Genomic DNA, 19,799 nt, shown 5'->3' with positions numbered 1-19,799 from the left:
AAAATCCTGAGGGTTTTTTTAGACTTATGCAGGAAGTCTAATAATTGAGTTAGCTATATTTATCAAGTACCATAGTCATAATTTTTTTAGCTATAGGAGCTGCCACCCTGCCTCCACCTCCGCCATGATCGACAAAGACCAGAATAGAGTAACGAGGTTGTTGATAGGGAGCGAACCCGGCAAATATAGCATGGTTACGCCTTTGCCAAACAACTGATTTACTGCTTAAATCATCATCTATATTAGCTTTTGCTTGCACTTGTGCGGTACCTGTTTTACCAGCTAATTGATGTCCTTCTGCTAAAATCCTACTATAATAGGAAGTTCCTCCTTCAGTATTAACTGCTTTATACATGCCTTCTTTTAAAATATCTAAGTATTTTTGATTGATGTTAACCTGATCAAATACCGATATATCTTTAGCAATTCTAGGATTATACAATTTCCCATTATTAGCAATTGCTGTTACAAACCTAGCTAACTGGATTGGAGTAGCTGATAAAAATCCCTGCCCTATCGATAAGTTAAGAGTATCACCAATTGTCCATTTAGAGTTAAATTTTTTCATTTTCCATTCTTCTGAAGGAAGGAAACCTGAGGCTTCTCCAATCAAATCAATACCAGTTTTTGTACCGAAACCAAAATTTCTTGCCATATCTAATATTTTTTTATGACCTGTTAAGCGAGCTATTTCATACATATAAGAGTTACAAGAATGCTTAATGGAATTATACATATCCACTGTGCCATGACCATGACGACTCCAGCACCGAAAGCTATTAGTACCTAATACCGAATCCCCAGTACAATTAACCGTTTTATCCGGTTTAATTCCACTCTCTAAACCAGCTAAAATTGTAATAATTTTGAAAATAGAACCAGGTGGATAAGTACTTTGTATGGTTTTATTAATTAACGGCTTATAAGGATCATTAATTAAACTTTGCCAATAATCTTGAGACAATTTTACAAAATTATTGGCTTCAAATACCGGCGACATAGCCAGCACTAAAACATTACCGTTATTTGTATCAATAACTATCGCCGAACAGCCTTGTTTAGTTAAATAAGGCTGCACTCTTTGTTGTAACTCTGCGTCAATATTTAGATGTAAGTCCTCTCCTTGTTGACTTGGAAGATTGGTAATTTCTCTGACTTGTTTGCCTAAAGCATTTACTTCTATCTGCTTATAACCAAATTTCCCACGTAACTTTTCTTCATAATATTTTTCTACACCAGATTTACCAATATTAAAATCCCCTAAATTATTGATTTCTAGCTCTTGTTTCTCTTGCTCATTAATCTGTCCAGCGTAACCTATTACATGACAAGCGGCTTCTGAAAAATGGTAAAATCTTACATAACCGACATCTACAAAAATAGAAGTTAAATTTAACTTTTGTTCCTCAATGAGTGACATTTGTTGCCAGCTAAGATTATCTAATATCAGTAAAGGAACACGTTTATTGGCTTTTTTTATTTTTTGATTAATGTAATTTTGTTTTTCTTCAGTTAGTTGCAAGATATTTGCTACTAGAATTAATTCCTGTTTGTAATTAGTAGTCTCATGCATATCCAGTAATAACCTAAAACAAGTTTGGTTGGTAGCTAGAACATTACCGTTAACATCATAAATTTGTCCCCTGAATGGCGGCACTAGAATAAAACTTATACGATTTTTATCAGATAAAGTACGATATTTATCACTTTCAAATAACTGCATGTAAAACATTTTTCCAGCCAATAATGAAAATAATGTCAGTTTTCCTGAACCTATCAGAAAAGACCGTCTTGATATTAACTGGTTATGTAATATTTTATTATTTAGCATATTTTTTTGATAGCGATTCCTATTATGTTTTTGTAGTACTAGATACCAAACGTCATTGCGAGACCATGTAATGGTCGAAGCAATCCATTGCTAATACTTTTCTGAATTGCTTTGTCGCTACTAAAGTAGCTCTGAGCCATGACGTTTGGGGGTTAAGCCTCCTCGCAATGACGTTTGGGGAACAATGCCTTATCAAGAGGAATTCGTAGCAAATTATAGGAAAATATCGTAGTAAGATAGTGCATTAACATCGTAAGATAACCTTGGGAAGATAGACCTTTAGTTAAAATTAGCAAATATCTAAAATGTAATATAAAAAAATAATATAACCCAAAAATCAGGAAATTTGTTAAATAACTTCTAACTATAAAGAATTTTCCAGCAAATTGTAAAATTATGTGAGCAGTTACAAGAACCAAGGAATTTGTACCAATTGGCATAGAATATAATTGGTCAAAAATTATTCCTACTAAAAATATTAGCCAAAAACCAATATGATAAAATGTAGCAAAATAGTAAAGTAAACTAACTTCAAAAGCTGGAAAAATAACAGTTTCTGTGTTAATTCTAAAATTTTCTAGTGGAAAAATTACTAATAACAAACAACATTCTAATAATATTATTTTACTAACTATTTGTGATAATGTTTGTGGTAATTTGCTAAAGAATTTCATATTATTTTCAGTTCTTTAATTACTGATTCAATAATAGGCAGTACTAGGTCATACTTTCTTATGAGATCCAATACCAGTCTAGCAGATTCTAGCCCTTCCACTAAGTATAAATTTTGATTTAAAAAATTTCCAACATCTAAATGTTTACCAAGCTCATAACCAAATCTAGTATTTCGTGATTCCTTAGAATAACAAGTTAGCACCAAATCCCCTAATATACCTGGAACACATAAAATAGAAGCATCTCCAAGCTCTCCATCAATAGCCTCAGATAAAATTCTTATTTCTTGAATTGCTTGAGTTATAAGCCCGGCTTTTGCATTTTGTCCGTAACCTTTTGCATCATACCAACCACTCTTTATTGCTATAATATTCTTAACAGCCGATGCCACTTGCATCACTACCATATAGTCAGTTATGGTCAACTTAAATTGTTGAGATGCCAAGCTAATTGCTAGTCGTTTGGCAAGATTAACATCTAAAGAAGCAATGGTTACTGAAGTTAATAAATCTTGAGCAACTTCTTTAGCGAGGTTAGGTCCAGCTATAAAGGCTAAAGGATTAGCTGGTAATATGGCTTTTACTTTATCAGATAATAACTCCGTAGGGTCTCTGCCAAATCCTTTAGTTGCAACTAATAATGCTACGCTTTCGGATATCCCAGCATCTTTTAATATCTTCAAAGTTTCCTGAAAAACAAAAGATGGTACCGCAATAATTATTACTTCTTTGTCTAGTAAAGCTGACAAATTATCACAAGGAACTAGATTAGTTGGTAATGTAATATCAGAACCAAGATATTTACTATTAGTTCGATTATTTAATATTTCCTCGATAATATTATTCTCACGTACCAATATCGACACATCCTCATAGCACCTTGCCACTTGACAGGCTAGTGCAGTTCCCCAGCTACCGCCACCATAGACAGCAATGCTTTTAAATTTTTTCATAGCAATTATTTATATAGTGAATTAACTTAAATTGGCAACGTTATAAATCCGATTAGTATTTAGCCTTAGCGTCATTGCACATAGGTGGCAACCTAAGGAAATAGTAGTTGAAAAGACGTCTATTAGCGAGTCCTAGTTAGGTGGCGTGGCAATTGTAAGAATCCTTATATTTATTCTAATTCTTCAATTTGCTCTTTAGTTAACCCAGTAGATTGAGATATTATCTCAATCGATATTCCAGCTTTCTGAAGATTTCTTGCCACTTCGAAATTTCTTCTAGCTTTGCCTCTAGCTTCGCCTAGCTGGATACCTCTAGCTTCACCTTCCTCAATATATTTTTGTGCAACAGTTCTCATAATGTTCCCTTTTTCTTCTTCTGACAAATACTTAGCTAGTAGCTCTTCTAATTCTGATTGTCTTGCCTCAGGTAATTTTATGTCAGTGTACCATAAAAACGATCTTAAGTAAATATAACCATTCTCTTTATCAATTAATATCTCTAATTTAAACCTTTGAAGAAATTCTTCCCAAAGCTTTATCATATCTCGTTGATGAATATGCTTGAGCATATATTCTAACATCCCAATATGCTTCTTCTTCATTATTTCATCATCAGACATGCTTTGTAAATCAACCAATTGATAATCCTCTGTCATTAATTTCTTGGCTATAATTGAATCAGTAAATAAACTCCATAAATTCCTAGGAGCAGTATACACTTCCCTCCCATTATAAATCACTAAATTATATACTAATGGTAATTTCTTTCTTCCTTTTTTATGCCTTTCACACAATAATAATGTGTATTTCCATAATCGTAAAGCTGTCCAATAATCAACGCCCGACTGAGCCTCAATCAACACATACACAAAAGCCTTACCCTGATTCTTGGTAGCAACTCCATATACTATATCACTACATTTCTTGTTTAAAGACTCCTCTATGTAGCTTTCTTTTTCTACTGTTATTTTTGATAAATCTACTAAACTCTTAAAATCATTCGGCAAATAATATTCCAAAAATTCTTGAGCTGCTACAGGATCAGCCATTATTGTTTTGACTAATGAATCATGCTTTAACTTTTTTGTCATAAAAGAATATTAAATTGATAAAACTACATATATCTCTATCAGATTTTGACTTATGCTAGGTAAGTCTACTATACCAAAATTTCTGAAATCATATAATTATCCTCTACAGCAACTAACCGAGCTTTAATAATTTGCCCAACGTCAAAATTACCTTGCAACTTTACCGGAATAAAATTTTCTGTATGAGCTATGTTATTTTGCTCTACAAGTAATTCCACTTCATGCCCTATATTCCTTTGGAAAAATTGTTGTAATTGCTGCTTCCCTGTTACCCTTAAAATTTCTGCTCTAGCTTTTCTAACAGACTTTGCTACTTGCGGCATTCTGGCAGCTGGAGTTTCCTCACGCTCAGAATACGGGAAAACATGTAAATATTGCAAATCCGCCTCAGAGATAAGTTTTCTTGTATTCTCAAACATTACCTCATTTTCCGTCGGGAACCCAGCTATAATGTCTGCCCCGAATGATACATTTGCTCTTAAGTTACGCAATTTATGACAAAAATCAATAACATTTTGACGATTATGGCGACGTTTCATACGCTTAAGTATCATGTCATCACCAGCTTGTAAACTAATATGAAAATGCGGCATAATTTGTGGAGCATAAGCCATCAAATCAAACAAATCATCATCGATTTCAGCTACATCAATGGAAGATAATCTAAGCCTTTTTAGCTCCGGAACCAACCCTATAATCCTTCTAATCATCTGGGCAAAAGTTGGAACTCCTGGTAAATCTGGTCCATATGCCGTAACGTCAACCCCGGTAAATACTACTTCATTATACCCATTAGCTACTAATGTCCTTAACTGCTGTACTATCACTCCCATTGGGACTGAGCGACTATTGCCTCTAGCATAAGGTATAATGCAGAAGGTACAACGATGATTACAACCATTCTGCACTTGAATAAAAGCCCGAGATTTGCCATCAAAGCTAGCCACCAGATGATTAGCAGTTTCCGTCACAGACATTATATCATTTACTGCTACTTTTTCGTCAGTAAATTGATAATTGCTAGCAATCAATTTTTCCTCATTGCCAAGTACTTTGTCGACCTCAACCATATTAGCAAAAATATCTGGGTTATTTTGAGCAGCACAACCAGTAACAATAATTCTTACCTTAGAGTTATTTTTCTTAGCTTTACGAATTGCTTGACGTGATTGTTTTACAGCTTCCTCAGTGACAGAACAAGTATTAAACACCATGACATTTTCTAAACCAGAAAGAGCTAGGTTAGTTCTAATCACTTCACTTTCATAAATATTTAATCGACAACCAAAAGTTACAACTTTTTGAGTTACGACTTCTTGTGGTTTAGCCATAAAAAAACTCTCCACGTACCACTAAAGCAGCAGAACCAAGCATTATGATATTCTCCCCTTGTTTTGACATTTGTAGACTACCTAATTGAAATACCACTTCACAAGGAGAGCTAACAAAGCCAAGCTTTACTGCTGAAGCAAAGCTAGCACATGCCCCACTACCACAAGCAAGAGTTAAACCAACTCCTCTTTCCCAAACCGATAAATAAATTTTATTATCCTTGATTGAAGCAAAATTAACGTTAACCCCATCAGTAAACAACTCTTTTGCTTGTAATTTCTCTCCAATTATTTCTTTATCTTTAGTAGCTAAATCACTAAAAATAATAAAATGTGGATTGCCAATATCAGCACAAATAACTTCCTTGATATCAATCATATAACGTTCCATAATTGGCCAAATCTTTTCGGCTGAAGGCATCCAATCTTCCTCAAAACTAACTATCCCAGTATTTACCTCGATCTCGTTGTCACTTAATATCTTACAAGACAATTCTTTTCCGTATATTCTTAAAGTAACTTCTGTTATACCGAAATCAAGATATAACAATTTGGTAAGACATCTTGAAGCATTCCCACATAATTTGGCACTTGAGCCATTCTGGTTATATACAGCCATTTCATAGTAATTAGCTTTTTGATCGTAAATAATAAACTGATCACAACCAATACCAGTACGACGATTGGAGATATTTAGCGATAATTGCTGTAAATCACAATTTATAGGTAAATCACGCTGATTGATAATCACAAAATCATTACCTAATCCATGCATTTTAGCAAAATTGATTTTTTTAAACACGAGAATATCTTTAGATTATACAAAAGTCTATTATACTAAATATATATAAAAATATGTAGTAAATAAATAGACCTCTTGCATAACTGTTGGTAAATGGTTATATTTTTTGTCTGTACTTGATTAGTATTACTGTCATTGCACTCCGATCGTCATTGCAAGGAGACCGTGGATCAACGAAGCAATTCAAATCTAATGAATGATAGATTGCCACAACCTACTTGCGTGGTTTCGCAATGACATATATGGTCAACGTCATTGTGAGCTGATGTATCCCCACGAAATTATTGCAAAATAGCAAGAATTGATAGAATATCTTCATTATTTAATGATGATGGAGATAGTAGGTTATGGATGTAAAAACAGTATTAAATGAAGTAATAAAAGAACATTGTCCTTTTATACATAATAATCGTTTAAATGCGTTACTTGATGTTGCAGAAGGCTTGCGATATAGTCAGAATTTGTCTTTGAGTGCAATTGGCAGGAACTTGAGTGGTGATAGTAAAGTAAAACATAAAATAAAAAAAGTTGATAGATGTATATAACAAATCTTTATATAACGAGGTTGATAGTCTCTATAGTGCTTTATCATATTTCATATTTGAGTTTATCAAGCATTCTAATGATGAAAGCGTTGTGATTGATTTATGTTATCTTAAAGATGATCGCATGGTACAAATGCTAAGTACTCAATTTTGTACAAGAGGGATGAGTTTACCTTTGTATCAAGATGTGTTTGAAGAAGGTGAATTAAAGGGCAGAACGGTAGAATTTCTAAATAAATTAAAGAGTATAATACCTGATGGTAAAAAGGTAATTGTGATTATGGACGCTGGCTTTCATATTGAATGGTTTAAGGAAATAGAAAAACAAGGGTGGAGTTGGGTGTGTCGGGTACGACAAGGAAAAGATTTAAAATTAGCTAAGAATGAGGATTGGATATCAGTTGAAAATTTCATGCCATCAATTGGTTCAAAAACGATGGAATGTGGTACGATTCTGCTAACCAAAGCTCATAAATATTCCTGCAGAATGGTTACAACTTGCAAAGTACCTAAGGGGCGAGTGCAGAAGGTTAGCAGGAATCGTACTAGCAGCAAAACAGCAAATGGTTCATATAACAAAGCTGCAAAAGAACCTTGGATATTGGTAACTAACTTAAGTTCTGATGAATATAAGGGAGCGGAAATAGTGAGGTTATATAGCAAACGTATGCAAATAGAGGAAACGTTTCGAGTGATAAAAAATCATCAATTTGGTCTTGCTGGAAGATATATTAGAACTTTAGATGTGAATAGATGGGGAGTTTTAATGTTACTATCTGCCATTGTTATTATAACATATTGGGTTATAGGTGTGGTAGGCTATAGCCAAGGTATGCAAAGAATTTTCCAACCTAACACAGTAAAAGATAAAAAGATTTATTCGTATTTTACCCTTGGGAAATTTATTATTGAATTTAATTATTTGCATACCATAAAACCATTGCTAGAACCCCTGGCATCTATTATAAAGACGGAGCTTTGTCGTGCTTAATTTCGTGGGGATATATCAGATTACGAGGAGGGTGTAAGCGTAAACACGATGAAGCAATCCATTTTTAATTATTTTTTGGATTGCCCGTCGCCATTAAAGTGGCTCCTAGCAATGACTCCAGGCTATTTTCCCTATGACTTTTAAACACCATGCGTAAGGTAAGTAAAATACTGATGTTTAAAGACTTCTCTAGGTTTTTTAATCCAGAATTCGGGTTATTAAAGCGTTTTTAAACTTATAGCTATTCTATTTAAAGCGTTCATAATCGAAATACAAATAGTAATATCCACAATTTCCCTCTCAGAAAAATGTTTGAATATGTCATCTTTAATTTCATCAATCTTTTCAAATGAGCTACATGTTATGGATTCACACCACTTTAGAGCTATAATTTCCTTTTTACTAAATACCTCTTTAGTAGAGAACCAAATTGGTAACAAATCTAGTTTCTTTTGAGGAACATCATGCTTTCTGGCGTCTGAAAGATGTAAATTACAACAATAGAAGCAACCATTTATTTGCGATACCCTTAGTTCAATTAAGTATCTTAGCCCTTTATCAAGGGGGGAGTTATCAAGACTTTTATAAGATTCATATAGGCATGACATTGTGTACTTAGAGATTTCTGCATAGTTCATGTTTTTCCTTTTAATTTAGGGCGTGTCATCAATTAAGTTGACATAAATATCTGGCTTTTCCATTCACAGAAATGCAAAAAGTAGCAAGTTGTGCAGAATGGCGGAGAGGAGGGGATTCGAACCCCTGACACGTTACCGTGAACACGCTTTCCAGGCGAGCGCCTTAAACCACTCGGCCACCTCTCCATAACTACTACATACACATATTCAGAATAAAGAATTATCCCGAATTTATCTAACTAAAACTAATTATTTGCTACTTCAAATAATTGTTAGCATAATATTCACAACATTCTTTAACTGGGCAAGCAGGACAATTTGGTATTCGTGCTTTGCAGATATACCTACCAAGTAATATTAACCAATGATGAGCGTGTTGTAACCATTTTGTATCGATAATTTCAACTAATTCAAATTCCACTTTTTTGGGAGTATTACTACTTGCCAGTCCCAATCTTTTAGAGACTCTGAATACATGCGTATCAACTGCCACAGTTGGCTTACCAAATAAGCAATTCAATACTACATTAGCAGTTTTTCTACCAACTCCTGGTAATTTAATTAACTCGTCAAAATTATTTGGCACCTTGCTGTCATACTTATCTATCAAAATACGAGAAAGTGCAACAATATTTTTTGCTTTGGTCATAAATAAACCTATTGATCGTATATAATTCTTTAACCCTTCTTCACCGAGTTCTAATATTTTTTCCGGTGTATTATATTCTTCAAACAAAAATCTTGTTGCTTTATTAACTGAAATATCAGTTGCTTGTGCGGATAATACCACAGCTATTAATAGAGTAAAATTATTAATATATTTTAGTTCTGTTCGGGGAGTAGTATTAGTCTGGCTTAAAATTTCAAAGATTTTATCTACTATTTGATCTTGCATAATATAACATTTAAGAGTAAAAAGAAGTTATAATTTTTACCAGGTTTGGAGATGTTAGAGAATAAAAATTTTGATTTTATAACAAATGAAATTGCTAATAATGATGTTGTGTTGTTTATGAAAGGCACTAGTAATTTTCCTCAATGTAATTTTTCTGCTATCGTTGTTTCTATCTTAAAAAAACTTGGCATAGAATTTCGTGATATTAATGTTTTGACCAGTCTTAGCTTACGTGAGGATACCAAATCTTTCAGTGATTGGCCTACCATACCACAGCTTTATATAAAAGGGGAATTTATAGGTGGCTGTGATATAGTACGTGAAATGTATGAAAATGGTGACCTTATTTCATTATTGAAAGATAAACATATAATACCTTAAGTAAAACAAAAAATAATTATTCAAAGCAAAATATTATACCAATTGAAATAATTAACGCGGTATATTAATTCACTCTCTATACATAATTGATTTTACTAAATTTACATTTTTACTAAGTTGATTCCAGGCATAGCAAGCATTAGCAACGATATCTTCGTATACACCGTAACATTGATTAGATAGGAAGTGATTTTTGATCCACTGCCAAATTTGTTCCATTGCATTTAATTCCGGTGCGTATGGCGGAAGTGGTACTAATGTATGTTGAGATAAATCGTTGTTGCCGTACTTCCTAGGGCAGCTCCCACGTTTAGCCATATGCGACTTAAGCTACCTTGCTGTCCAATTCTAGTTTCATCCTGCGAGCAAATGTCAACCTTACTCAAATCAATATCTTTTGGTAATAATACTTTTAGCATATTGGCGAAGTTTTTTTATATGTATTTTGAGTTGCTTGATTAGATTTTGGGTGTAATGAACGAGAAGTGATCCAGCTAAAATCAAGTCGATGTATAGTATTGTAAACTGTTTTTAAACTACATTTAATATAATATGTTCAAATAACATATTATGTAATTCCTTTCCTGTTATATAACCACCTGTCTTACTTTCACTTAACATATTTATTTTATCAGACAGAAAAGATTCTTGTAAGCTATTGAATTTTCTAAACGCACCACTCCTATGTGATTCAAATAATCCATCAAAGCTAGAATTTCTAAATCTTCTAAGCCAAGATTGTACTGTTTTCCAGTGCGATCCAGCTATTATCGATACAGTTTTCAATGACCTGCCTGATTGCAGGTGATGCATTGCTAATAAGCGTATACGATTTCTTCCGTGCGACTCGTTTTTCATTAGGCATATGAAATCATGCTCATGAAAACCTTTTGGTAATATTAATGTTCTTGCCATTTTAGTACCTGCACAAACTTATACTTCCATATCATAATATACCTCCTTAACTATTTCAATTGGTATTACAATTACTTATATCACATTTTCAAGATATAAGAACCTAGCTTGTTTGACTAGCTATTCCATTAAAAAATCTAATTTAAACTTCATACTTTCTAATCACTTATCCTAAACTGGCATTATTAGGGTTAGCTATAATTATGTTATACTATATCATTGTGAATTGCGTCAAGTATAAGGTAATTGTATAAATTATTTGACTAGAGAATTGTTTGTTGCTATAAGATTCTTAGAGTGATGGGGCGTAGCCAAGTGGTAAGGCAACGGTTTTTGGTATCGTCATTCGGTGGTTCGAATCCATCCGCCCCAGCCATTCGGCACAACTTGCTACTTTTTGCATTTCTGTGAATGGAAAAGCCAGAACGTAATGCAGCTTACAGCCCTCAAGTGTTAGGTTCGAAAATATAAAATTTAATAATTACCTTTTTTCAGCAATTGTCGAACCTTTAAAAGTTTCATAGGCGTTTTTGCTGATACTTATAAGGCCTGCAAGCTTTTTAGAAAGCTTATCATCTACTTTGTCATAACTCTTAATTAATTCAATTAATTCATATTGTCTTTCCTTTAATTGAGTTTTCTTACGAAAAAATTCTTCTCTAGTTAAGGTGTCATCTGCTAAGAAATCCATCAATCTATCGAGTTTATTTTGAATAACGGTATGCTCTTGTTTTAATTCACCAACTTCACGGTTAAATTCATGAGCCTTGCCTTTATTGAAACTTTAAGGTGGTCCCCTTTGTCTAGACAAAAATTTAGATAAATAGAGATATAATTCACAAAAATTAAATTGTTGTTTTTATACAATATTTTTTTCAAAATATACACATTCTGGAGTTTTATAATCCAAAGTTTGATGCATCCTTTGTCTATTATAAAAGTCCATATATTCGTTAATTGCTGTCTTTGCCTCCTTTACTGTTGTTAAAATAATCCGATAAATTTTTTCCTGTTTTAATGATCGCCAAAAACGTTCAATAAAAATATTATCTAAGGCTCGTCCCTTACCATCCATACTGATCAAGATATTATGTAGCTTTAGCATACTAATAAAATTCTCCGAGGTAAATTGTACTCCTTGATCAGTATTAAATATTTTTGGCATACCATATTTTTCTATAGCGTCTTCAAGGGCTGTTACACAAAATTCACTTTCCAAACTAATGGAGATTCGCCAACTTAGAATATAACGACTATACCAGTCAATAATAGCTACTAAATATACGAACCCTTGGCTCAGTCTTATATACGTTATATCTGTACTCCAAACCTGGTTTGGCAATACTATTTCTAATCCTTTTAGTAAATAAGGATATATTTTATGTGCCTGATTCCTCTTGCTTAAATTTATTTTAGGATAAACAGCTTCAAGACCCATTATCTTGTAGTAACGTCTAACAGCTTTACGACCTCCGAAAAACCTTGGGCTTGTAAATATTTAGCCATCCGCCGCATACCATAATATGGATGCATAGTATAGGTCTCATCAATTATTGCCATAATCTTGATATCTTGTTCACTAATACCAGTAGGTTGATAGTAATAGGTTGACCTGCTAATATCCAATAACTTACACTGTTGTACAATTGTTAACTTATTATGATTAGGTTCTATCATATTACACCTAACCTTTAATTCCAAACAATGCAGATTTTTTTTGAGCCAGTCACACTCAACGCTTAACTGACCAATTTGCTCATATAGATTCTTGATTAACCCCTGCTGATTTGGGTCAGCACTCTGTGTTTTATTCTTAAAACCTTGTACTAACAACTCAAGACCTTGTTTTTTCCAGTTACTTATCTGTGTTGCATGAACACCATACTTACTGGTTATCTGGGCTATTGTTAGCTCTCCCTTAATTGCTTCTATGACAGTTTTGGCTTTCTCCTCAGCACTATATTGCCTTACTTGTTTTTTCATCTCTAGCTCTCCTTGTTTGCTAAAGAATTCTATCTCATTTTTCTTATTTTTCTGTCCAAAATATTGGAACCATTATATCTGCGCATTGGTCACCTTCTTATTTTTTTACCAATATCTAATTTGCCTCATCCTAATATTTATGTCAACTTAATTGATGACACACCCTAGTTATTTAATAAATATTATTTCTGAGAAATAAATATATTTGAACCACGTCGTTATTCATTATTTTATTCTACAAAAAAGGGGGCTTTTTAGCCCTTTTTTTTGTTGTGTACTTGGTTATTTTACAAAATAAGCTGGCTAATAAGTATAATTTATAGTAAAATTTAAATAAAAAAATAGAAGCATGAGAAATTTATTATTACTAACGATCACCAGCATTTCACTGTTATTTTCTGTTTCTTCTTGGGCTATTGAAAATCAATTTTATTTGAAAGCCGAAGTTGGGACAAGTAAAATGAATAATGTTAAGTTAAATGATAAAAAATTAAAACATAATATGGCTGGTATTGTTGGTGGAGGAGGTGCAGGTTATTACATTCTAGATAATGTTAGAGCTGATCTTATGCTTAATTTTTTTGCTAATCAGCAATCAAAGTATTTTTTTGCCGGTACAGACTCAAAAATTAAATCCCAAATTACTACTTTAGTGCTTAGTGGTTATGTCGATGTTTTTGATATAAGCATTTGTGAATTCTTTATTGGGCTTGGTGCTGGGGTTGGTCAGCTGAAAAACGAAATTATCGGTAATAATAAGCTTGGTGCTTCAACTTCTACTAACAAAAAAAATAATCTAGTTTACCATCTTACTCTTGGAGTTGCTGCCAAATTAGCTCCTGTGGTAAAAGTTGAGATAGCTTATAGTTGGAAAGATTTTGGTAGCACAAAAGAGAATTATATTAAGTCATTGCCTTATAAAGGTCATAATGTAACGCTTGGTATAAGGCTTGATATATAATTTGTTAGGGTTAGAGTAAAAATGCACTATCATCGTGACGTTGCCAAAAGAGTTGTATTAAAAGAATCTACTGCACTAATTGAATTATCTAATAATATTCCTAGTTGCTTTGACAATGTAGTAGATCATATAATTAATTGTAAAGGCAGGATTATTTTAACTGGTATAGGAAAAAGTGGTTATATAGCCCATAAGATAGCAGCAAGTTTTGCTTCTACTGGTACGGCTGCTTTTTATCTGCACCCAGCTGAGGCTAGCCATGGTGATCTTGGGATGGTAACTGAAGGCGACTTAATTTTCATGTTATCTAATTCAGGAGAGACCAAAGAATTATTTGATATAATGAAATATTGTAAGCGATTTTCTATAAAGATAGTTGCCATGACTATGAATGCCAACTCTACTATAGCAATCAATAGCGATTTCTTATTATTAATACCAAGAATTAATGAAGCATCCTATATTGCAGCTCCGACAACTTCCGCAATAATGATGTTATCTCTTGGAGATGCACTTACCACTTCTATACATGAAGCTCGAGGTTTTTCGGAAGATGATTTTCGGCTATATCATCCTGGAGGAAAGATTGGAAGTAATCTTATCAAGGTGGAAAGTTTAATGAGGGTAAAAGATCAGTTGCCTTTAGTATATGCCGATACTTCATTTACTGATACTATATTAGTTATGAATCAAAAAAGCCTTGGATGTGCTATAGTAGTAGATAAAGATTTAAGTTTGGTTGGTATTATAACAGATGGAGATTTGCGTAGACATATTAACGATAAAATAAATATGAAATATGCATGCGATGTAATGACTTCTAATCCACAACAAATTTCTTCCTCGAAATTAGCAGGAGAGGCCTTAGGTTTCATGAATAGCAAATCAATTACTAGCATACCGGTAACTGAAAATAATATAGTTATTGGTATTGTGCATATCCATGACTTACTTCGGGCAGGAATTAGTTAATGAATGTCCATGATAATGTTGGTAGTATTATGGTTAAAATTCCCTTCATCGATAAAAGTAGTAGTTCGATCATTTCATCTTATAGACGTTCAATTAGTATATCAAAAATCTTATCTTGTTTAGGGCTAGTACTAACCTTATACTTAATTTATATCAATTTTAATCCAATTAATAATAATTTAGAATTAATTGAAAACAATAGTGGGGATAGCTCTTTTACCCCAAGTGATAAAACAAATTATGAAATAAAAATTTCAAATTCAACTTTTAAGGGGTTAAGTAAAAACTTAAATCCTTACCAAATTCAGGCTGTACAAGCGGTTAGGACTTTAGATAATAAATATGCATTAGAAGAAATTAAAGCTAAATATAAAATAAATGACAATAAACTATTAGTGATCAATGCAAAAAATGGTATATTGAATGAGAATAGTCATATGTTAGAATTAAGAGATGATGTCCAGTTTTTTTTAGGAGAAAGCATATTAAAAGCACAAGAAGCCCAACTTAATTTACTAAATAAAGAAACATTTAGTAGAACAGGTGTGATATTGTCTTATAAAAATTGTCAAATTACTTCTGATAATTTTAATTCCACAAATGACAATAATATTATAAATTTCAAAGGTAGCGTATCAACGATTATTGATGTATCGGATTTTTAGCATGATTTGTTATATGTTGCTTTTCCTAATAATGAACTCAGCAATAGCTTGTGGAGAACCCCCATACTCAAAACATTCTAGTATGGATAAATTGTATATTAATTCTGATAATTTAGTAATTGATCAGATTAAGCAGCAAGCTTTTTTTACGGGTGAGGTGATTTTATGGTTTGATGATATAATGGTGAAAACGACTAATTTAGAAATCTTTTATAAAATAGTTGATAATAAAAAAACTATTAATTACATATCTATACCGTCAAACTTGACTGCTAAGAGGAATGATGGTCAGGAATTATTAATTGCTACCTCTGCCAAATATTTTGTGGAAAGAAAAGAGCTAGTCCTGCTTGGTGACGTAATAGTACAAAATAAGAATGGTATTATAAAAACCGACAAGCTAGTATATTATACGAAACTTAATAATGTAGATTACAGTAAATCCAAGGATTAATTGGAACAAAGAATTATGTCACCTTTAATAATAGATAAATTACAAGTAAATAGTATTTCAAAATCTTATAATAAGAGGGTGATACTAAACGACGTATCTCTTCAATTAAAAACAGGAGAAATAGTTGGTCTTTTTGGTCCAAACGGTGCAGGTAAAACTACCTGTTTTAGTATTATTATAGGGCTTACCAGACCAGATAGTGGGGCATTATTTTATAACGATCATGATATTACTCATTTACCAATTTATTTACGAGCTAGGTTTGGTTTTAGCTATCTTCCTCAAGAGCCATCAATTTTCCGTGGGTTATCTGTTGGGGATAATATTAGATTAATGCTAGAGGCTTTAGAAAATGATCAAGAAATTATCGAACAAAAAACATTAGATTTGCTTAAAGAATTTTCTATTCTCCATCTAAAAGATATGCCGGCAACAGGATTATCCGGCGGAGAAAGACGTAGGCTAGAAATTTCAAGAGCAATAGCATTAGACCCTAAATTTATTATGCTTGACGAACCACTTGCAGGTATTGATCCACTAGCGATCGAGGATCTTAAAAATTTGATCGTACACTTACGTAACCGTAATATCGGCATCTTAATCACTGATCATAATGTTAGAGATACCCTCAATATAGTGGATAGGGCATACGTTATTTACAACGGAAAAGTCCTATTAGAAGGAACCCCACAAGAAATAGCTACAAGCTATCAAGTAAGGGAAGTATATTTAGGACAATCTTTTTCTCTGTAACAGGCTCTGGTGACGATATAACCATTACTTACTATAAGACGTCATTGCAAGGAGGCGTGGGCCGACGAAGCAATCCACTATTCATTGGATGTTATTTTTTATACAACTTTGAAATTAAATCTTGACTTCATATATGAAAAACCTATTTTATCAATCCAGGTAGTTTCTGTTAACTATCTTGTTAAACTAAATATTAATCAATATTATTAAATCGGAAACAATTTTTATGAAATATTTCTCGCCTTCTTATCTTCTTACCACATCTCTTGTTCTACTTTATACTACAACCTCAACTTTAGCTAGGGCTACAGGTTCAACTTTAGCTAAGGTAGTCTTTACAGGAAAAAATACGGGTATAGAAAAAGATAGTACTTCTGAGCTAGATGTATCATCCCTACCGTCTATTTATCAATATCATAATGATCCAGCATTGGTAAAAATAATTAAAGAAGCTACTGAAAAACCTACATACGATGACCCTGTAGATAATTCTGATGTAGCTCTTCATAATAGAAGTAAGCGTGCTGCGGATAAGATCGTAGAAGTAAAGACCCTTACTTTGCCAAATGGTAGCTGTGTGATGGTTGGAAAGGGAGAAGTGTACACTCCTAAGCACTGGCTATTTTCTCCAGAGCGAACTAACTTATATGCCAAGTGTTTAGTGGATGAACCCTGCCAAGATCAGAAATTTACTTCAAGCGAAGAAAGGGAGAAAGTTACTTGGGGAGATTCTTTACGAGAGCTAAAAGTATTAAGCTCTACGGAACCGCAAACAGCACAGATAGTTTTTACATATCAGGAACGTTATAAGAGTGGTCAAAGAAACACTTATGTTAAGAAATACAAATGTGGTTTACCATCTTCATCGCATTATGAACATTTTAAGGAATGCAAAAGTTTGAAGTCTAACGGTAAACATGAGGAAGCTCTAGTAGAATGCACTAAGTCTCTTGAAGCACATCCAAATTTTGCACCAGCCAGGAAATTGTTGGATGAGCTGAACACAATACTAGAACCAGTAGTTACTACCATTGAACCATCTTCTTCTACCTCTTTTATTGAGGAAAACTCTACTATTATAACGGAAGAAACAACTACTTCCGTAGACCCTTCTAATGCTGCATTTAAGGACATTGCCGCTCCTACAGCAACGCCACAGGAACAAACTACTATAGGTCAAGAAGGAAAAGTAATGGGTGCAGTATACGGAGCGATTGCAGTTATTGCTACAGTAGCAGCAGCTGCTACTGCTTATACTTGCAAGAAAGTTAAGGATATTCATTATAAACGTTGTAATGGCGTGCAAAAAGCAATAGTTGCAGCAGAAGATATCCTGTCTGATACCGGTGAGATTATGTTATCCCTACTACCTGGGACAGACCTCGCACAAAACGTATTTACAATAGTTGAGAGTGCTGTATATATGGCAGAAGATGTAGTTTCAACGATAGGCAATGGAAGTGAAGCAACAGCGTAGCTGTATAAATTACCAAAAAAACAGTGAGCATTCACGGAAAAAAAGTTAAAGTACAAGACGTCATTGCGAGAAGGCCCCTTACAACACCGTCATTGCAAGGGGGCGTAAGCCAACGAAGCAATCCAGAAAACGATCAAAAATGGATTGCTTCGACCATTACATGGTCTTGCAATGACTCTAGAATATGGATTGCCACGACCACTACATGGTCTCACTAATAGCGTATGATATATTTAAGTTAATTCTTCTATTAATGCTATGGTACTAGCCCTTAGGTCTAGATCATAATCTATAGTATTATTTATTATTCGCTTAATATTGGCAAATTTTGTTACCAAACAATCAGGTGAATTAGAGGATAATTGATTAAATATTTTATTCTCTAATTCATTGAATTCAATATTGATATTAAGAGATTTCTTAGTAATTCTATTCACTAGATATAGCATACTATAAGCAAAATCTCCCCATAATTCTTTGTTTTTACTGGTAAACTCTGCTATAATATTTAGCCTCGCTTTAGGGTCTGAACAATTGGCAATATATGTAATAAATTTAACATATATCTCACTCCCCACTAAGCGATTTTGTGATTTTATATTAATTTTAGCACATCTAGATCTTATAGTGCTGATTATGCCAGCGGCTCTTGAGGTAATTAAGAAAATAAAACTATCTTTTGGAGTATCTTCTAAAAGTTTAAGGCAAGAATTTGCTGCATTAAGATTCATTAGATCGGCTTGATAAATAACAGCCACTCTATATTTAGATATTGACGATGTTTTATAAAAAAATTGCTGTAAATCTCTAATTTGGTCAACAGATATATCTTTGACATTAGTGGTAACAGAATTATCCCTTGCTACTAACCGATAATCTGGATGATTTTTTAATTGAATTTTATCTTTAAATAAACTGGTTTCTATAAATATTAGTAAATTCTCTAAAGCTTTTGCCGTATCATCCACGTCAATCAGCCAACTATTATAAAGCCTGCCTTGTTTAAATCTATATTCAAGATATTCTTTAATCATTCTATTTAACTCCACTTATCAATTGATCATCCTCATTGTTGCATGCTTTTTCACTCATCCGACACTGCTTCTTAAATTCCCTGATTTCAGTAAGTAACATTTCGATATGTATTTTTATCTCTTCTGAAAAAAATAATCCATGTAATATTTTATCTTCTTTCTTACCATTTATATGAATAAGCTTTTTTAATTCTTGGTATAGTAGTTTTACTTCTTCTATATCCTTGGTAAAAATGCTGGGAAAGTCCTTGCTACTCTCGGCAATATTTTCACTGTTAACCCAAATATTGTAAAGCCACTTAATAGAAATCATGATTAATATTATTTCCATAATGAGCATGCCAACTACTAAGATCATTAATAACTGTATTCTATTATCCATATTAGTTAACCATAAGACTACAAAAAAAAATAATGAAGTTTGACTAGGGCGTGTCATCAATTAAGTTGACA

The 19,799-nt window shown here is 33.0% G+C and carries 25 protein-coding genes and 2 tRNA genes; 10 read left to right on the top strand and 17 right to left on the bottom strand.

Going from position 1 to position 19,799, the window contains the following annotated elements:
- Positions 1-49: 49 nt before the first annotated feature.
- From mrdA to dapF, 6 genes are all read right to left on the bottom strand, one after another.
- A complete protein-coding gene (gene mrdA, locus ACFELY_RS01450) occupies positions 50-1,831 on the bottom strand; it encodes a penicillin-binding protein 2 (RefSeq protein ID WP_375333437.1) in 1,782 nt (593 codons plus the stop codon).
- Between the two features lie 152 nt (positions 1,832-1,983).
- On the bottom strand, positions 1,984-2,505 hold the full coding sequence (locus ACFELY_RS01445; protein ID WP_375333436.1) for a hypothetical protein: 522 nt from the start codon (positions 2,503-2,505) through the stop codon (positions 1,984-1,986).
- The gene (locus ACFELY_RS01440) at positions 2,502-3,458 is read right to left on the bottom strand and encodes an NAD(P)H-dependent glycerol-3-phosphate dehydrogenase (RefSeq protein ID WP_375333435.1); all 957 of its coding nucleotides are present in this window, start codon (positions 3,456-3,458) and stop codon (positions 2,502-2,504) included. The genes ACFELY_RS01445 and ACFELY_RS01440 overlap by 4 nt, the downstream gene beginning before the upstream one ends.
- A gap of 170 nt (positions 3,459-3,628) precedes the next feature.
- The gene (locus ACFELY_RS01435; protein ID WP_375333434.1) at positions 3,629-4,549 is read right to left on the bottom strand and encodes an Rpn family recombination-promoting nuclease/putative transposase; all 921 of its coding nucleotides are present in this window, start codon (positions 4,547-4,549) and stop codon (positions 3,629-3,631) included.
- A gap of 68 nt (positions 4,550-4,617) precedes the next feature.
- Positions 4,618-5,880 carry a tRNA (N(6)-L-threonylcarbamoyladenosine(37)-C(2))-methylthiotransferase MtaB gene (gene mtaB, locus ACFELY_RS01430; RefSeq protein ID WP_375333433.1) on the bottom strand — a complete coding sequence of 421 codons (1,263 nt, stop codon included), beginning with the start codon at positions 5,878-5,880 and terminating at the stop codon, positions 4,618-4,620.
- On the bottom strand, positions 5,873-6,682 hold the full coding sequence (dapF, locus tag ACFELY_RS01425) for a diaminopimelate epimerase (RefSeq protein ID WP_375333432.1): 810 nt from the start codon (positions 6,680-6,682) through the stop codon (positions 5,873-5,875). The genes mtaB and dapF overlap by 8 nt, the downstream gene beginning before the upstream one ends.
- A 347-nt stretch (positions 6,683-7,029) precedes the next feature.
- Here dapF and ACFELY_RS01420 point away from each other — a divergent pair, with 347 nt between their 5' ends.
- A complete protein-coding gene (locus ACFELY_RS01420) occupies positions 7,030-7,227 on the top strand; it encodes a hypothetical protein (RefSeq protein WP_375333431.1) in 198 nt (65 codons plus the stop codon).
- Entirely contained in the window at positions 7,211-8,218 is a 1,008-nt protein-coding gene (locus ACFELY_RS01415) for an IS4 family transposase (RefSeq protein ID WP_375333430.1), read from the top strand. The genes ACFELY_RS01420 and ACFELY_RS01415 overlap by 17 nt, the downstream gene beginning before the upstream one ends.
- Before the next feature lie 218 nt (positions 8,219-8,436).
- Here the strand turns inward: ACFELY_RS01415 and ACFELY_RS01410 are convergent, their stop codons facing one another.
- The 3 genes from ACFELY_RS01410 to nth all read right to left on the bottom strand — a co-directional run bounded on the left by ACFELY_RS01410 (position 8,437) and on the right by nth (position 9,751).
- Positions 8,437-8,826, bottom strand: a complete 390-nt coding sequence (locus tag ACFELY_RS01410) for a carboxymuconolactone decarboxylase family protein (RefSeq protein WP_341758926.1) — start codon at positions 8,824-8,826, stop codon at positions 8,437-8,439.
- 128 nt (positions 8,827-8,954) lie between these two features.
- Positions 8,955-9,042, bottom strand: a tRNA-Ser gene (locus ACFELY_RS01405).
- Positions 9,043-9,112: 70 nt separating this feature from the next.
- Positions 9,113-9,751, bottom strand: a complete 639-nt coding sequence (gene nth / locus ACFELY_RS01400) for an endonuclease III (RefSeq protein ID WP_375333429.1) — start codon at positions 9,749-9,751, stop codon at positions 9,113-9,115.
- Between the two features lie 51 nt (positions 9,752-9,802).
- Here nth and grxD point away from each other — a divergent pair, with 51 nt between their 5' ends.
- On the top strand, positions 9,803-10,132 hold the full coding sequence (gene grxD, locus ACFELY_RS01395) for a Grx4 family monothiol glutaredoxin (protein ID WP_375333428.1): 330 nt from the start codon (positions 9,803-9,805) through the stop codon (positions 10,130-10,132).
- Positions 10,133-10,201: 69 nt separating this feature from the next.
- On the opposite strand, the gene ACFELY_RS01390 is transcribed toward grxD, so the two are convergent.
- The 3 genes from ACFELY_RS01390 to ACFELY_RS01380 form a co-directional block, all read right to left on the bottom strand.
- Positions 10,202-10,450, bottom strand: coding sequence for a transposase (locus tag ACFELY_RS01390; protein ID WP_375333427.1), 249 nt, complete (start codon positions 10,448-10,450; stop codon positions 10,202-10,204).
- Positions 10,451-10,544: 94 nt separating this feature from the next.
- Positions 10,545-10,646, bottom strand: coding sequence for a hypothetical protein (locus ACFELY_RS01385; RefSeq protein WP_375330501.1), 102 nt, complete (start codon positions 10,644-10,646; stop codon positions 10,545-10,547).
- Positions 10,647-10,663: 17 nt separating this feature from the next.
- Entirely contained in the window at positions 10,664-11,047 is a 384-nt protein-coding gene (locus ACFELY_RS01380) for a hypothetical protein (RefSeq protein ID WP_375333426.1), read from the bottom strand.
- Positions 11,048-11,348: 301 nt separating this feature from the next.
- On the opposite strand from ACFELY_RS01380, the gene ACFELY_RS01375 reads away from it, so the two are divergent.
- Positions 11,349-11,423, top strand: a tRNA-Gln gene (locus ACFELY_RS01375).
- 105 nt (positions 11,424-11,528) lie between these two features.
- Here the strand turns inward: ACFELY_RS01375 and ACFELY_RS01370 are convergent.
- The 3 genes from ACFELY_RS01370 to ACFELY_RS01360 form a co-directional block, all read right to left on the bottom strand.
- Entirely contained in the window at positions 11,529-11,738 is a 210-nt protein-coding gene (locus ACFELY_RS01370; RefSeq protein ID WP_375333425.1) for a hypothetical protein, read from the bottom strand.
- Between the two features lie 168 nt (positions 11,739-11,906).
- Positions 11,907-12,485 (bottom strand): IS3 family transposase, encoded by a 579-nt coding sequence (locus ACFELY_RS01365; protein WP_375333424.1) that lies wholly within the window; start codon positions 12,483-12,485, stop codon positions 11,907-11,909.
- The gene (locus ACFELY_RS01360) at positions 12,485-13,030 is read right to left on the bottom strand and encodes a transposase (RefSeq protein WP_375333423.1); all 546 of its coding nucleotides are present in this window, start codon (positions 13,028-13,030) and stop codon (positions 12,485-12,487) included. Before ACFELY_RS01360 ends, ACFELY_RS01365 begins: the two co-directional genes overlap by 1 nt.
- Positions 13,031-13,379: 349 nt before the next feature.
- On the opposite strand from ACFELY_RS01360, the gene ACFELY_RS01355 reads away from it, so the two are divergent.
- The 6 genes from ACFELY_RS01355 (at position 13,380) to ACFELY_RS01330 (ending at position 18,312) form a co-directional block, all read left to right on the top strand.
- Positions 13,380-13,991: an outer membrane protein gene (locus ACFELY_RS01355; RefSeq protein ID WP_375330380.1), complete on the top strand. Its 612-nt coding sequence runs from the start codon at positions 13,380-13,382 to the stop codon at positions 13,989-13,991.
- 21 nt (positions 13,992-14,012) lie between these two features.
- Positions 14,013-14,963: an SIS domain-containing protein gene (locus tag ACFELY_RS01350; RefSeq protein ID WP_375333422.1), complete on the top strand. Its 951-nt coding sequence runs from the start codon at positions 14,013-14,015 to the stop codon at positions 14,961-14,963.
- A complete protein-coding gene (gene lptC / locus ACFELY_RS01345; RefSeq protein WP_375333421.1) occupies positions 14,963-15,628 on the top strand; it encodes an LPS export ABC transporter periplasmic protein LptC in 666 nt (221 codons plus the stop codon). Before ACFELY_RS01350 ends, lptC begins: the two co-directional genes overlap by 1 nt.
- A 13-nt stretch (positions 15,629-15,641) precedes the next feature.
- A complete protein-coding gene (locus ACFELY_RS01340) occupies positions 15,642-16,082 on the top strand; it encodes an LptA/OstA family protein (protein WP_341758908.1) in 441 nt (146 codons plus the stop codon).
- Between the two features lie 30 nt (positions 16,083-16,112).
- Positions 16,113-16,835 carry an LPS export ABC transporter ATP-binding protein gene (gene lptB / locus ACFELY_RS01335; RefSeq protein ID WP_375334099.1) on the top strand — a complete coding sequence of 241 codons (723 nt, stop codon included), beginning with the start codon at positions 16,113-16,115 and terminating at the stop codon, positions 16,833-16,835.
- Between the two features lie 226 nt (positions 16,836-17,061).
- Positions 17,062-18,312: a hypothetical protein gene (locus ACFELY_RS01330; RefSeq protein ID WP_375333420.1), complete on the top strand. Its 1,251-nt coding sequence runs from the start codon at positions 17,062-17,064 to the stop codon at positions 18,310-18,312.
- A gap of 233 nt (positions 18,313-18,545) precedes the next feature.
- Here the strand turns inward: ACFELY_RS01330 and ACFELY_RS01325 are convergent, their stop codons facing one another.
- On the bottom strand, positions 18,546-19,346 hold the full coding sequence (locus ACFELY_RS01325; RefSeq protein ID WP_341758910.1) for a DNA polymerase III subunit delta': 801 nt from the start codon (positions 19,344-19,346) through the stop codon (positions 18,546-18,548).
- 1 nt (position 19,347) lies between these two features.
- Positions 19,348-19,728, bottom strand: coding sequence for a hypothetical protein (locus ACFELY_RS01320; RefSeq protein ID WP_341758911.1), 381 nt, complete (start codon positions 19,726-19,728; stop codon positions 19,348-19,350).
- Positions 19,729-19,799: the final 71 nt, after the last annotated feature.

The organism is Candidatus Tisiphia endosymbiont of Xenochironomus xenolabis (assembly GCF_964264705.1).
Lineage (GTDB): Bacteria > Pseudomonadota > Alphaproteobacteria > Rickettsiales > Rickettsiaceae > Tisiphia.
This window is presented reverse-complemented; position numbering and strand designations above follow the sequence as displayed.